We start from the raw sequence: 12,971 nt of genomic DNA on the forward strand, positions 1-12,971 counted from the left end.
GTTTTGCTTACTTTTGCGCTGTTAAGAAGTGAGCCGATGTAAGAGCGGAACCATAAGCAACCGTTACCGCAGCAACGGATATGCACCCCAACCGCCCAAATCCCTCCCAAGATGGCAAGTTGAACTCCACTCAGGTTTACTACTCCCTGAGTAACCGTTCCACCGGCCCCAAACGCCGGTCATCAAGGCCACCGAATGGACAAATACACCCCCCACACCTGGCAGCCCCACGAGCGCCCGAGCCTGCCGGGCTCGCCGTCGACGCCGCTGCATTCCACCCGCAAGCGCTGGGCCTACGCCCTCGTTGGCGTACTGGTGGCAATCACCGGTGGCCTCGGCAACTCGCTGGTGATCGCCAACCTTGTGTACCTCCAGGGCGCCCTGGGCGCGACGACGGCCGAGATGGCCTGGCTCCCCGCCGCCTACGTCATGACCAACGTCTCCATGAACCTGCTGCTGGTGAAATTCCGCCAGCAATTCGGCCTGCGTGCGTTCACCGAAGTGTTCCTGGTGCTCTACGCCCTGGTCACCTTCGGCCACCTGTTCGTCAACGACCTCAGCTCGGCCATCGCCGTACGCGCGGCCCACGGCATGGTCGGCGCCGCCCTCAGTTCCCTGGGCCTTTACTACATGATCCAGGCCTTTCCCGCAAAGTGGCGGATGAAAGCCCTGGTGCTCGGCCTGGGCACCGCGCAATTGGCGTTGCCCCTGGCCCGACTGTTCTCCGAAGACCTGCTGCAAATCGCCGAATGGCGCGGCCTGTACCTGTTCGAACTGGGCATGGCCCTGACCTGCCTGGGCTGCGTATTCCTGCTCAAGTTGCCCCCGGGCGACCGCTTCAAGACCTTCGAAAAACTCGACTTCCTGACCTTCGCCATCCTCGCCACCGGCGTTGCCTTGCTCTGCGCGGTGCTGTCCCTGGGCCGTATCGACTGGTGGCTGGAAGCGCCGTGGATCGGTATCGCCTCGGCCTGCTCGCTGGTGCTGATCATGGCCGGCCTTGCCATCGAGCATAACCGCTCCAACCCGTTGCTGATGACCCGTTGGCTGGGCAGCGGGGCGATGATTCGCCTGGCGTTGGCGGTGGTGCTGATTCGCATGGTGCTCTCGGAGCAGTCCACCGGCGCCGTGGGCTTCATGCAGATGCTGAACATGAGCAACGAGCAGATGCGCACGCTGTATTGGGTGATGCTGGCGGGGGCGATTGCCGGCCTGGCCGTGAGCGCGCTGACCATCAACCCCGCGCATTTGCTGATGCCGCTGATCATCTCCCTGGCCTTCATGGCAGTGGGCTCGGTGATGGACAGTTTCTCCAGCAACCTCACGCGCCCGCAAAACATGTACATCAGCCAGTTCCTGCTAGGCTTTGGCGGCACGTTCTTCCTCGGGCCGACCATGGTCCTGGGCACGAAGAACGTACTGACCAACCCCAGGAACCTGGTGAGTTTCTCGGTGCTGTTCGGGATCTGCCAGAACCTCGGCGGCCTGATTGGTGCGGCATTGCTCGGTACGTTCCAGATCGTGCGGGAGAAATTCCATTCCAGCATGATCGTCGAACACCTGACCCTGCTCGACCCGCGTGTGGCCGCACGGGTGGCCAGCGGCGGCTCGGCCTATGGCGGGGTGATCGCCGACCCCGAGCTGCGCAACCTCATGGGCATTCGCAGCCTGGCCACGGCCGCCACCCGCGAGGCGAATGTGATGGCCTACAACGATGTGTTCATGCTGATCGCGATCATCGCCATACTCACCATGATCTGGATCTTTATCCGCAGCCTCTGGCTGATGAGTACCACTAAAGCTGCCGCCAGTGCAGCGCCTCCCGTTCAACCCAGCGGCGCACTTTCTTCATGACCGAACCGACGACGACCACCACCAACGCCATCGCTTCCACGCCGGAAGGCACCGCGCCGCCGAGCATGCCGGCCACCGAACCGCGCTCCTTGCGGGTGCGCATCATCTCTTCCATGGGCTTTGCCGCGATTGCGATTATCGGCGTGCTGATCGTGCTCTACGCCTGGCAGTTGCCGCCCTTCAGCAGCGCCGTGGAAACCACCGAAAACGCCCTGGTGCGCGGCCAGGTGACGATCATCGGGCCGCAGCTCAGCGGCTACGTGTATGAAGTGCCGGTGACGGACTTCCAGTACGTCAAGGCCGGGGATTTGCTGGTGCGCCTCGATGACCGTATCTACAAGCAGCGCCTTGATCAGGCCCAGGCGCAATTGGCGGTGCAGCAGGCGTCCTTGGCCAATGTGGTGCAGCAACGCAACAGCGCCGAGGCGACCATCAAGCTGCGTCAGGCGGCCTTGATGGACAGCCAGGCCCAGGCCCGCAAAAGCACCGCGGATTTGCGCCGCAATGAGGAGTTGATCAGCGATGGGTCGGTGTCCAAACGCGAGCTGGACGTGACCCGCGCCGCCAATGCGCAAACCATCGCGGCCGTGGCCCAGGCCCAGGCCAACCTGGAAATCGCCCGGCAGGATTTGCAGACAGTGATCGTCAATCGCGGTTCGCTGGAGGCGGCGGTGGCCAGTGCCGATGCGGCGGTGGAGCTGGCGCGTATCGACCTGTCGAACACCCGGATCATCGCCCCGCGTGACGGGCAACTGGGCCAGATTGGCGTGCGCCTCGGGGCCTACGTCAACAGCGGCGCGCAGTTGATGGCGCTGGTGCCGAACCAGCTGTGGGTGATCGCCAACATGAAAGAAACCCAGATGGACAACGTGCAGGTTGGCCAGCCGGTGACCTTTACCGTGGATGCCCTGGACCACCGCGAGTTTCACGGCACGGTGCAGCGCATTTCCCCGGCGACCGGGTCGGAGTTCAGCCTGTTGCAGGCGGACAATGCTACCGGCAACTTCGTCAAGATCGCCCAGCGGGTGCCGGTGCGGATTACCGTGGATCCGGGGCAGGAGCAGAGTGAACGGCTGCGACCGGGGTTATCGGTGGTGGTGAGTATCGACACGGCGGGGCGCCTGAAAAACACCCCTCCCTAAGACACAATGGAGATCAAAAATGTGGGAGCGGGCTTGCTCGCGAATGCGGAGTGTCAGTCGCAGATGTGTTGACTGATCCACCGCATTCGCGAGCAAGCCCGCTCCCACATGGGTTTTGTGTTGTTAGAGGGTTTTGTATTGCAGGCTGAAACTGAGTTCTGCCGACTGGCCTTGTTCCAACAGCTTCAATCCCGGCCTACCCGGCAGGTGATGGGCATTCACCGGATGACTCACCGGCTCGAAGCAGAAAAAATCCAGCCCCGGCGGGCAATACAGCAGGTAATAGTCGCTGCCGGTGGCCTGGCATTCCAGGGTGTAACCCAGGTCTGGCTGCTGGATGACGCAGCGCCCGTCCCACTGGCAAAAACCGTTGTCCACCAGTGTCTCGGGCAACGATTCTGGGTGTTGAAAATCCCACTCGGCGGGCACGGCAGCCAGGCCTGTCGGCAATTTCGCCGCATCACTCATCCATACCTGCGAAGCCTTTGCCTGCAATTGCGTGCCCGGCCTGCGGGGTAGATACGGATGCAATCCCAGCCCATGCCACGTCGCCGTTTCCGCCAGGTGCGTGACGCGCAAGGTGATGCTCAACTTGCCGCCCTTCAACTGAACCCGCTGCTCGGCGCGATACGCAAAGGGTGTGCTGCTGTCCAGTTGCAACACCACTTCGTCTGACGTCTGGCTGACCACCTGCCACACCTGTTGCCAGGCACTGCCATGAATTGGCAGCGGGTCCAGCGGGCTGTTGGGCTCAAGTCCCAACCACCCTGATGGGTTATCAAAGCCACCTTCGGCAACCCGGTTCGACCAGGGCGCCAGCGGGAAGCACGCAAGCTTCCCCGGCAGGCCGCTGGCCAGCGACTGTTGATCGGTGTGGCGTAGCAAGGGCTGGCCGCTGCTGCGTACTGTCCAGTTGACGATACTCCCGCCCAACGCTGGCGCCAGCGTCAGGTGGGTCAGGTTGTCTTCGAGTTCAAGCATCATGAGTGTCAGCAGACCTATTGAATGATGAATGCTTGTGTGGCGAGGGAGCTTGCTCCCGATGGGCTGCGGAGCGGCCCCAAAAAAGCGGGAGCGCTTCGCACTCCAGCGGGAGCAAGCTCCCTCGCCACAGAAAGCTCCCTTGCCACAGCAGCTCCCTCTCCACAATAGCTCCCTCGCTACACGCAGTGTGGGGCTTATAACACCAACCCCGGCAACCACAACGACAACGCCGGAATGTAGGTCACGGCCATCAGCACCAAAAACAGCACGCCATAAAACGGCAGCAACGCCTTCACGGTCTTCTCGATGCTGACTTTGCCCACCGCCGCCCCCACAAACAACACCGCACCCACCGGCGGGGTGATCAGGCCGATCCCCAGGTTCACCAGCATGATCATGCCGAAGTGCACCGGGTCGACGCCAATCCCCAGGATCACCGGCAGCAAAATCGGCGTGAGGATCAAAATCAGCGGCGCCATGTCCATCACCGTACCCAGCAACAGCAGCATGGCGTTGATGCACATCAGGATCACGTAGCGGTTGTCCGACAGGGTCAGGAACATCGTGGTGATCTTCGCCGGGATCTGCATCAGGGTCATGATGTAGCCGAAGCTGGCGGCGAACGCGATCAGGATCATCACGATGGAGATCGTGCGCACCGTGCGGTGCATCAGCTTGGGCAGCTCGCTCCATTTGTAGTCGCGGTAGATGAACATGGTCACGAAGAACGCCCACAACACCGCAATCGCCGCCGACTCGGTGGCGGTGAAGATGCCCGACAGAATCCCGCCAAGAATGATCACCATGGCCATCAGGCCCCACAATGCGTCGGCGCAGATTTTCAGTGCCTGTTTCAGGGGGATCACTTCGCCTTTGGGGTAGTTGCGCTTTTTCGCGAAGATCAGGCACAGCACCATCAGGCAGGCGCTCATCAGCAGGCCCGGGACCACGCCGGCCATGAACAGCGAGGCGATGGACACGGTGCCGCCCGCCGCCAGGGAGTAGAGCACCGAGTTGTGGCTCGGAGGCGTCAGCAAGGCTTGTACCGAGCCGCTCACGGTGACGGCGGTGGCGAATTCACGGGGATAGCCCTGGCGTTCCATTTCCGGAATCAGCACCGAACCGACAGACGCCGTATCGGCCACCGACGAGCCGGAGATCGCGCCAAAAAACGTCGAGGCCATGATGTTCACCAGGGACAGGCCTCCGCGCACAAACCCCACCAGCACCCCGGCAAACGCCACCAGCCGGCGCGACATGCCGCCCTCGGCCATGATCGCCCCGGCCAGCACGAAGAACGGAATCGCCATCAGCGAAAACTTGTTCACCCCGCCGGCCACCTGAATCATCAGGGCCTGGAACGGAATGTCGATCCACCACGCGCCGATCAGCGCAGAAAGCCCCAGGGCGTAGGCCACCGGCATGCCAATCAGGATCAGGGCGATAAAGCTGCCCAACAGAATCAATGCGTCCATTCAGGCAGCCCCTTCACTTTCTTCAACCAGGTCGAAGCGCACGACCCGACGGTTGCTCTGGTCACCCAGCAGGAGTTTTTCCAGCACAAAAACCAGGGTCAGCAAGCCACCGATCGGGATCGGCATATAGGTGATGCCCACCCGCAAGGTCGGCATGGCGCTCATGAACTGGTTCCAGGTCGACAGGCACAATTTGCTGCCCCAAATCGTCATGAACAGGCAGATGGTTGCCATCAGCAATTGCGAGACGATGCCGACGATTCGGCGTTGGCCGGGCGGCAGGCGGTCGGTGACCATGGCCACCGACATGTGCGCCCCGGCGCGGTAGCTGGCGGCGGCGCCGACAAAGGTGAACACCAGCATCAGCAGGATGGCGGTGGGCTCCGGCCAGCTGGAGCCGGTGCCGAGCACGTAGCGGGCGAAGATGCCCCAGGGAATGATCAGCGCGACGCCGAGAACGGCGAGGCCGGCGATCCAGATGCAGCTCATGTAAATGCGGTCGTTGATGCGCAGCAGTAAATTCTTCATGGCGTTCACCGTAACCGGGCGCGTCGATGCCGACCGCGCCGGGCCTTATCTATGAGAGGAAAAAGGGTTACTCGACGGCTTCGATGCGCTTGATCAGGTCGGCGTAGGGCGCGCCGTACTTGTCGCGAATCGAAGCGGTGGCCTCATAGAACGGTTTTTTGTCGATGTCGATGAACTCGACGCCAGCAGCCTTGAGCTTGGCTTCACTGCTGGCAGACTTGGCGTCCCACAGCTCGCGCTCCTGGATCTGCGCGGCTTTGGCGGTGTTCTTCACCAGCACCTGTTGCTCGGGGGTGAGCTTGTTCCAGGTGATTTTCGACATCACGATGGGCTCGGGCAGAATCAGGTGGCCGGTCAGGCTGTAGAACTTGGCGTTCTGGTAGTGGTTGTGTTCCAGCAGGGTGGGCGGGTTGTTTTCCGCGCCGTCAATCACGCCGGTCTGCAGGGCGCTGAAGATCTCGCCGGTGTCCATGGCAATGCCGTTGCCGCCCATGGCGTTGATGGTTTCGATGAAGATCGGGTTGCCCTGCACGCGGATCTTCATGCCCTTGAGGTCTTCGATCTTGCGCACCGGTTTCTTGGTGTAGAGGTTGCGCGTGCCGCCGTCCATCCAGGCGAGCGCCACCAGGTTGAATTCGGAGTCGGTGATCTTGGCGAGGATTTCATCGCCGATCTCGCCGTCGATGACCTTGCGCATATGCACCTGGTCGCGGAACACGAACGGCATGTTGAACACGTTCACGTCCGGCACCACCGGGCCGACGATGCCGAGGCTGACCCGGGCCATCTGGATCGCGCCGACCTGGGCCTGTTCCACCACTTCCTTTTCCGAGCCCAGCACGCCGCCGGGGAACATCTTGAAGGTCAGGCCGCCGTTGCTTTCGGCCACCAGGGTTTTACCCAGCTGTTCTTCGGCGACGACGGTGGGGTAGCCGGCGGGGTGGATGTCGGCGAATTTGATTTCCAGCGCGTGGGCGGCACCGGCGAAGACGAAGGTGAAGGGGAGTGCGGCGAGGAGCAAAGTGCGTTTGAAGTCCATGGGGTGTCTCTCCAGTCTTGTTATTGTTTTATTCAAGGCACAGCGATGCAGCTAGAGGATGAAGGTGGGCTCCGGCAATCCGGTGACCCCGGGGTTGAGGGCAAACACGCCGCCGGCCAGCGACTGGGCACTGTGGTCGTCGCGGATCGAGGTGACGAACAGGGTGTCCAGGCGGCTGCCACCGAAGGCGCACATGGTGGGTTTTTTCACCGGCACGGCCAGTGAGCGGTCGAGACGGCCGTCGGGGGTAAAGCGGTGGACCAGCCCGGCATCGTTGGCGCAGATCCAGTAGCAACCTTCGGCATCCACGGCGGCTCCGTCGGGGCGGCCGAGGAACTGGTGCATATCCACAAACAGCCGCCGATTGGACGGCGTGCCGCTGTCGATGTCGTAGTCGAAGGCCCAGACCTGCTGGACCAACGGGTGCGAATCCGAGAGGTACATCGTGCGCCCGTCCGGGCTGAAGGCCAGGCCGTTGGGGGTGATGAAACCGTTGAGTGCAGTGTGAACCGCCCCGCCTGTTTCGTAGCGGTACAGTGCACCGTCGGCCGCATTCTCGGCCATGTTCAGCACCATGCTGCCGGCCCAGAACCGGCCCTGGCGATCACAGCGGCCATCGTTCAGGCGCATGTCCGGGCGGGCGTGCTCGACGCTGGCCAGGGGCGCAGTGTCGAGCCTGCCATCGTTGTGGGGCGTCAGCCGGAAAAACCCGGTTTGCATGCCCGCAACCCAATCGCCCGCCGAGGTGCGGGCGATGCAGGCGAGCATCTGCGGAGCTTTCCAGGCCTGCGCCTGGCCGCTGGTGGCGTTCCAGCGTTGCAGTTCGCCTGTGGGAATATCCACCCAGTACAGGGCGTTTTCCCCGGGTACCCACACCGGGCATTCACCCACGGCGTTGCGGGCGTCGACAATCAGTTCTGCTTGCATGGCCACTCATTCCCTTGGGTTGGTCTGTGGTCAGTCACCGAACGGGCCGGCGGCGCAAAACGCGCCACCCTGGTACACCCGCGCCGGGTCGTCGGCAGCGGGCATCGGCTGGGCTTCCACCTGTTTGCGGAATACTTCGGAAGAGTCCCGCGGGGTGAAGCCCAGGTGCGCGGCGAAGCGGTTGTCCCACCACACATCGAGGTTATCCGACATGCCGTAGACCACGGTATGCCCGACATTCGGTGTGTACAGCGAGCGTTCGAGCAGTTGGGTGAGGTCGTCGAAGCTCAGCCAGGTGTGCATCATCCGGCGGTTCTGGGGTTCGGGGAACGAGGAGCCGATGCGGATGCTGACGGTCTCGATGCCATAGCGATCGAAGTAGAAACTGGCCATGTCCTCGCCGTAGGATTTGGACAGCCCGTAGTAACTGTCGGGGCGGCGCGGGGAGTGGGCGTCGAGGGCTTCGTCCTGCTTGTAGAAGCCGATCACGTGGTTGGAGCTGGCGAAGATGACGCGCTTGACCCCATGGCGGCGCGCCGCTTCATAGATGTGGAAGATCCCGCAGATGTTCGCGCCCAGCACTTCCTCGAACGAGCGTTCCACCGATACGCCGCCGAAATGCAGGATCGCATCGACGCCTTCCACCAGTTGGTGCACGGCTTGTTTGTCGGAAAGATCGCAAGGCAATACTTCTTCGCTGTCGTCAGCGGCCGGGGCCATGTCGGCGATATCCGACAGGCGCAGTACCTTGGCGTAAGGACGCAGGCGTTCGCGCAAGACTTTGCCCAGGCCACCGGCGGCACCGGTGAGCAGCAAGCGGTTGAACGGGGTAGGGGCGGTTGTGGTGGTCATGGTGATCCCGTTATTGTTGTAGGTTGTCGTATGACTGATCCGAAGTATCCTTAGGGTTTCCTACACTTGTCAACGCACTATTGGTCGAAGTTGATAGAGGCTCATCGCTGTCCTGTGGCGAGGGAGCTTGCTCCCGCTGGAGTGCGAAGCGCTCCCAAGATTTTGGGGCCGCTGCGCAGCCCAGCGGGAGCAAGCTCCCTCGCCACAGCAAGCTCCCCCGCCACAAAAGCCTTTCCGGTTGTTTGTAAACCGCTATAACAACGACAGCGGGTAACTGATGAATATCCGGTTTTCATCAAACTCGTTGGTACTGAAATCCCGGCGCATCGTTGCGTTGCGCCAGCGCACATTCAGGTCCCGCAGTGGACCGCTTTGTACCGTGTAGGCCAGTTCCGACTCACGGCCCCACTCCTTGCCATTGGTGATCGCCCCGGTGTGCACGTTATCGCCACTGATGTAGCGGTTCATCATGGTCAACCCGGGAATGCCCAGTACCACGAAGTTGAAGTCGTGCCGCACCTGCCAGGATTTTTCCTTGGCGTTGTCGTAGCTGGCGTTGTAGCTGTCGTTGGCCAGGGTGCCGCCGCTGGTGCCGTTGACCCGCATCCAGGCGCTGTCGCCGGTGAGTTTCTGCAGGCCGATATAGAAGCTGTTGCCTTTGTATTTGGCCGAGAGCAGGGCGAACGCGGTTTTGTTGTCGAGGTCGCCGGCCAGGGCCTTGCCGTCTTCCTTGCCGGTGAAGAACCCGAGGTTGGCGCCCAGGGTCCAGTCGCCCACGGGCTGGCTGTGGGTGAGGTTGAAATACTGTTGCTGGTAGATGTCACTGAGTTCGGCGTACCACACGCCAACCTGGGTGCGCTTGTCGTTGAAGGTGTATTCGCCGCCGCCGAAGTTGAAGCGGTCCGAGGTGAATGCGGCTTTGCCGTTGAGAAACATGTCATCCATGCTCGCGTCGTTGCGCGGGCTGTTGCCGCGGAACTGGCCGCCATACAAGGTCAGGCCGGCGATTTCCCTGGACGTTACCTGGCCGCCGCGGAACGTTTGCGGCAGTGAGCGGCCGTCATCCGAGCGCAGGATCGGCAGTACCGGCATCCATTCGCCGACTTTCAATTCGGTGTTCGACAGCTTGGTTTTCAGCGCCACGCCCAGGCGCCCGAAGTTATCGGCAGGGCGGCCATCGCTGCGGGTCGGCAGCAGTTGGGTGCCGGCGGTACCTTTGCCGCCGTCGAGTTTCTGCGAGTACAGGCCCAGCACGTCCAGGCCGAAACCGACGGTGCCTTGGGTGAAGCCGGACCTGGCATCGAGAATGAAGTTTTGCGTCCACTCCTCGGCCTTGCCCTGGGGGTAGGCGGGGTTGGTGAAGTTGCGGTTGAAGTAGGCGTTGCGCAGGTTGAGCGTGGCGGTGGCGTCATCGATGAAGCCTTCTGCCGAGGCGGTGGCGGGGAGGGTAAAGGCCAGGCTGCTCAAACCGATGGCGGCAAAACGGGTGGTGCCGGAGAACTGGCGGACGTGTTGGCTCACAGTGACGCTCCCTTGTCTTTTTGTTGTTTTTATTTTTTGTTATACGTTGTCGTACAACATTGAGGGCGATATTTGCGAGGTTTCAGGGGGATGTCAATCGAAAGTTATACGATGACTCCCTGCGTGAAGGGAGTCAGGGGGGAAGGAGTTATCCCGCTGCAACCATGGGCGGCAAGGTGCCAAGCAGCGAAACGGCGGCTACCGCTGAAACACCTAGTAACCATTCAATCATTACGCTGGCCTTCAAGGCAGGCAGCCGCTGCTCACAGTTGTGAATCCGCAGGCGGTTCAGCAGCGCCAGGGCGAGCATGCCGAACACCAGCAGCACCTTGATCAACAGGATCAGGGCGAACCCTGTGAACAAGGGCGTCGGCCAGAACTGCCCGGTGAGCACCCGCACGTTGATCAATCCGGTCACCAGCAGCCCTGTCACCAGGCCATAACCGATGCCACTGAAGCGCTTGAGGATCGGTTCCAACGGATAGCGGGGCGATTGCCTGAGGATCAACACCAGCAGGAGCAGGCCGCCCAGCCAGGCACCGACACACACCAGGTGCACCACCTGATTGAGGATCAGCAACTGTCCGGCCATGCCATTGAGCATGGCGCCATGGCCCACCGGTGCCAGTGTCGCCAGCAGCAATGCACAGAGCGGCAGGCGCAACGCTTTCCACGGCGTCATCAGGCCCAGAACCAGCAGCACGTTCAGTAGCAAGTGCCAGGTCCAGACCTGGCCGAAGAAGGTTTTGCCCAGCACCAACTGCACGGTCGACCATTCCAGCGCGCCCAGCCCGACACCGGCCATGCTCGCGCTGATCAACAGCAGCCACGCCACCCCCGACACCAATGCCAGCCACGCCAACCCTTGGGTGATGCGCGACAGTTGGCGGTCCAGCACCGGTTGCGGTCCCGCGCCCAGCAGCCAGGGCCTGAACACACAGGCCCCGAACATCAACAGCACGACGATGAAATGCAGGAAACGGCACAGCACCAGCAGGGTGGCCATGGATTACTGGCCGACCTTGAAGCTGTATTCACCGTTGCTCTTGTGGGTATCCACCGAGACCGCGTTCCACACCACTTTGTAGGTGCCGGCGGCCAAGGGTGCGGCCGGTGTCACCACCAATACTTTCTTGTCGGCGTCCGGGGTTTCCAGGCCCTTGATCGCGACTTCGGTGCCGTCCTTGCTCAGGGATACCTTGGTGAAGGTCGCTTCAACGCCTTCGCTGAACGTCAGGCGCAGGTCCTTGGGCGCGGCGACGCTGCTGTCGGCGGCAGGCTCCGAGCTTTTCAGGTGGGCGTGGGCAAACGCGGCCGAGGCGCCCAGCAGGGAAGCGAGCAGGGCAACGGTGGTGAGGGTCTTCTTGATCAACATTGTTCAATACCTTCAGGTGAGAGTCAGTCGTTCGGTAGTGCCATGTGCAACAAGGGGAAGGGCTTGCCTTCGCCATCGACGGGCGAGCGGCCGGTCTGGATAAAACCATAGTGCAGGTAGAAACCCACGGCCTGTGGATTCTGCTCGTTCACGTCGACCCGCAGGGTGTCGTGGCGGGCGCGTACGAAGTCCAGCAACTGGCGACCGATGCCCTGGCCGCGTCGGTTCGGGTCGATAAACAGCATCTCGACATTATTGCCGCCGGTGCCGACGAAGCCGCCAATGCCTTGGGTATCTTCGTACACCCACACTTCAAGTGCGGGCATCGGCAGGTAGCAGTCGCGTACCAGGGGCAGCAGGCGCTGGATGTCGTCTTCGCTGAGAAAGTCATGGGTGGCGCGCACCGAGCGTTCCCACAGTGCACCCAGCACCGGGTCGTCGCACGCGCTTCGCTGTCGAATAGTCATGGGGGATGATCCTTCGAGGGGATGGCGATGCTAACCAATCCGCTATCGGCGGGGAAGGTTCTTGTACGAAGTTTCACAGTGGCGTGTCGCCGCGATCTAGAGCGGATGGTAGTCTTGAAGCCATGTTGTTGTCAGGGAGCCCTTATGGGCAATCACAAGATCGGTATTCGTCGGGTCAACGTCGAAAAGATTCTGCTGGCGGCTGAAAAGGTCTTCGCCGAGAAGGGCTATGGCAGCACCGCCATGGCCGACATCGCTGAAGAAGTGCAACTGCCGCGCTCCAACCTGCATTACTACTTCAGTACCAAGAGCGAGCTGTACAGCGCGGTGTTGTTCGACCTGCTGGAGGTGTGGAAGCAGGACGCCTTGTGCTTCGAGATGTTCGACGACCCGCGGGTGGTGCTCAGCAGCTACATCCGCGCCAAGATGCAACATTCCCGCAGCCGGCCTTATGGTTCGAAAGTCTGGGCGAATGAAATCATCCACGGCGCGCCAACCCTGGGGGAGGCGCTGGATGTGAGCCTGTATGACTGGGCCAAGATGAAGGAAGCGAAGATTCGCCAGTGGGTGGAGGACAAGCGGATTTTGCCGGTGGAGCCGTCGAGCCTGCTGTATATGATCTGGGCGTCGACCCAGCACTATGCCGACTTTGACCATCAGGTGAAGATCCTGAATGACCATCAGCCGTTGTCGGACATGCAGTTTGAGCGGGCGGTGCAGACGGTGACGAGTGTGATCCTGCGGGGGATCGGGTTGGAGCCCTAGATCGTTCCCACGCTCCGCGTGGGAATGCCGCCCTGGACGCTC

Annotated in this window: 13 protein-coding genes; 3 read left to right on the forward strand and 10 right to left on the reverse strand. The window is 61.8% G+C overall.

What is annotated here, in order from left to right; genetic code table 11:
- Positions 1 to 195: 195 nt before the first annotated feature.
- Positions 196 to 1,854 (forward strand): MFS transporter, encoded by a 1,659-nt coding sequence (locus HX807_RS16305; RefSeq protein WP_003207803.1) that lies wholly within the window; start codon positions 196 to 198, stop codon positions 1,852 to 1,854.
- Complete coding sequence (locus HX807_RS16310; RefSeq protein ID WP_177050471.1) at positions 1,851 to 2,996, forward strand: HlyD family secretion protein; 1,146 nt, start codon at positions 1,851 to 1,853, stop codon at positions 2,994 to 2,996. The genes HX807_RS16305 and HX807_RS16310 overlap by 4 nt, the downstream gene beginning before the upstream one ends.
- A gap of 123 nt (positions 2,997 to 3,119) precedes the next feature.
- Here HX807_RS16310 and HX807_RS16315 read toward each other — a convergent pair whose 3' ends face one another.
- The 10 genes from HX807_RS16315 to HX807_RS16360 all read right to left on the reverse strand — a co-directional run bounded on the left by HX807_RS16315 (position 3,120) and on the right by HX807_RS16360 (position 12,164).
- The gene (locus HX807_RS16315; protein WP_134327686.1) at positions 3,120 to 3,980 is read right to left on the reverse strand and encodes an aldose 1-epimerase; all 861 of its coding nucleotides are present in this window, start codon (positions 3,978 to 3,980) and stop codon (positions 3,120 to 3,122) included.
- Between the two features lie 194 nt (positions 3,981 to 4,174).
- Positions 4,175 to 5,455: a TRAP transporter large permease gene (locus HX807_RS16320; protein ID WP_003207810.1), complete on the reverse strand. Its 1,281-nt coding sequence runs from the start codon at positions 5,453 to 5,455 to the stop codon at positions 4,175 to 4,177.
- Positions 5,456 to 5,983: a TRAP transporter small permease gene (locus HX807_RS16325; RefSeq protein WP_003207813.1), complete on the reverse strand. Its 528-nt coding sequence runs from the start codon at positions 5,981 to 5,983 to the stop codon at positions 5,456 to 5,458.
- 67 nt (positions 5,984 to 6,050) lie between these two features.
- Positions 6,051 to 7,022, reverse strand: a complete 972-nt coding sequence (locus HX807_RS16330; RefSeq protein WP_003207815.1) for a TRAP transporter substrate-binding protein — start codon at positions 7,020 to 7,022, stop codon at positions 6,051 to 6,053.
- A 51-nt stretch (positions 7,023 to 7,073) separates the two neighbouring features.
- Positions 7,074 to 7,949: an SMP-30/gluconolactonase/LRE family protein gene (locus tag HX807_RS16335; RefSeq protein WP_134327015.1), complete on the reverse strand. Its 876-nt coding sequence runs from the start codon at positions 7,947 to 7,949 to the stop codon at positions 7,074 to 7,076.
- A 30-nt stretch (positions 7,950 to 7,979) separates the two neighbouring features.
- Positions 7,980 to 8,801, reverse strand: coding sequence for an NAD(P)-dependent oxidoreductase (locus HX807_RS16340; RefSeq protein ID WP_003207819.1), 822 nt, complete (start codon positions 8,799 to 8,801; stop codon positions 7,980 to 7,982).
- 252 nt (positions 8,802 to 9,053) lie between these two features.
- Positions 9,054 to 10,322 (reverse strand): OprD family porin, encoded by a 1,269-nt coding sequence (locus tag HX807_RS16345; RefSeq protein ID WP_008431917.1) that lies wholly within the window; start codon positions 10,320 to 10,322, stop codon positions 9,054 to 9,056.
- Positions 10,323 to 10,470: 148 nt separating this feature from the next.
- Positions 10,471 to 11,328 (reverse strand): copper homeostasis membrane protein CopD, encoded by an 858-nt coding sequence (gene copD / locus HX807_RS16350; RefSeq protein WP_003207822.1) that lies wholly within the window; start codon positions 11,326 to 11,328, stop codon positions 10,471 to 10,473.
- A 3-nt stretch (positions 11,329 to 11,331) separates the two neighbouring features.
- Entirely contained in the window at positions 11,332 to 11,697 is a 366-nt protein-coding gene (copC, locus tag HX807_RS16355) for a copper homeostasis periplasmic binding protein CopC (RefSeq protein ID WP_003207825.1), read from the reverse strand.
- 23 nt (positions 11,698 to 11,720) lie between these two features.
- Positions 11,721 to 12,164: a GNAT family N-acetyltransferase gene (locus tag HX807_RS16360; protein WP_003207827.1), complete on the reverse strand. Its 444-nt coding sequence runs from the start codon at positions 12,162 to 12,164 to the stop codon at positions 11,721 to 11,723.
- A 144-nt stretch (positions 12,165 to 12,308) separates the two neighbouring features.
- Here HX807_RS16360 and HX807_RS16365 point away from each other — a divergent pair, with 144 nt between their 5' ends.
- On the forward strand, positions 12,309 to 12,929 hold the full coding sequence (locus HX807_RS16365) for a TetR/AcrR family transcriptional regulator (protein ID WP_003207828.1): 621 nt from the start codon (positions 12,309 to 12,311) through the stop codon (positions 12,927 to 12,929).
- Positions 12,930 to 12,971 lie beyond the last annotated feature (42 nt).

Source organism: Pseudomonas sp. D8002 (assembly GCF_013385695.1).
In the GTDB taxonomy this organism is placed as follows: domain Bacteria; phylum Pseudomonadota; class Gammaproteobacteria; order Pseudomonadales; family Pseudomonadaceae; genus Aquipseudomonas.

What these genes read in the sequence shown, in the direction of transcription:
- HX807_RS16305 (WP_003207803.1), top strand. Translation starts at nt 196, where the DNA reads ATGGACAAATACACCCCCCACACCTGGCAGCCCCACGAGCGCCCGAGC.
- HX807_RS16310 (WP_177050471.1), top strand. Translation starts at nt 1,851, where the DNA reads ATGACCGAACCGACGACGACCACCACCAACGCCATCGCTTCCACGCCG.
- HX807_RS16315 (WP_134327686.1), bottom strand. Translation starts at nt 3,980, where the DNA reads ATGATGCTTGAACTCGAAGACAACCTGACCCACCTGACGCTGGCGCCA.
- HX807_RS16320 (WP_003207810.1), bottom strand. Translation starts at nt 5,455, where the DNA reads ATGGACGCATTGATTCTGTTGGGCAGCTTTATCGCCCTGATCCTGATT.
- HX807_RS16325 (WP_003207813.1), bottom strand. Translation starts at nt 5,983, where the DNA reads ATGAAGAATTTACTGCTGCGCATCAACGACCGCATTTACATGAGCTGC.
- HX807_RS16330 (WP_003207815.1), bottom strand. Translation starts at nt 7,022, where the DNA reads ATGGACTTCAAACGCACTTTGCTCCTCGCCGCACTCCCCTTCACCTTC.
- HX807_RS16335 (WP_134327015.1), bottom strand. Translation starts at nt 7,949, where the DNA reads ATGCAAGCAGAACTGATTGTCGACGCCCGCAACGCCGTGGGTGAATGC.
- HX807_RS16340 (WP_003207819.1), bottom strand. Translation starts at nt 8,801, where the DNA reads ATGACCACCACAACCGCCCCTACCCCGTTCAACCGCTTGCTGCTCACC.
- copD (WP_003207822.1), bottom strand. Translation starts at nt 11,328, where the DNA reads ATGGCCACCCTGCTGGTGCTGTGCCGTTTCCTGCATTTCATCGTCGTG.
- copC (WP_003207825.1), bottom strand. Translation starts at nt 11,697, where the DNA reads ATGTTGATCAAGAAGACCCTCACCACCGTTGCCCTGCTCGCTTCCCTG.
- HX807_RS16360 (WP_003207827.1), bottom strand. Translation starts at nt 12,164, where the DNA reads ATGACTATTCGACAGCGAAGCGCGTGCGACGACCCGGTGCTGGGTGCA.
- HX807_RS16365 (WP_003207828.1), top strand. Translation starts at nt 12,309, where the DNA reads ATGGGCAATCACAAGATCGGTATTCGTCGGGTCAACGTCGAAAAGATT.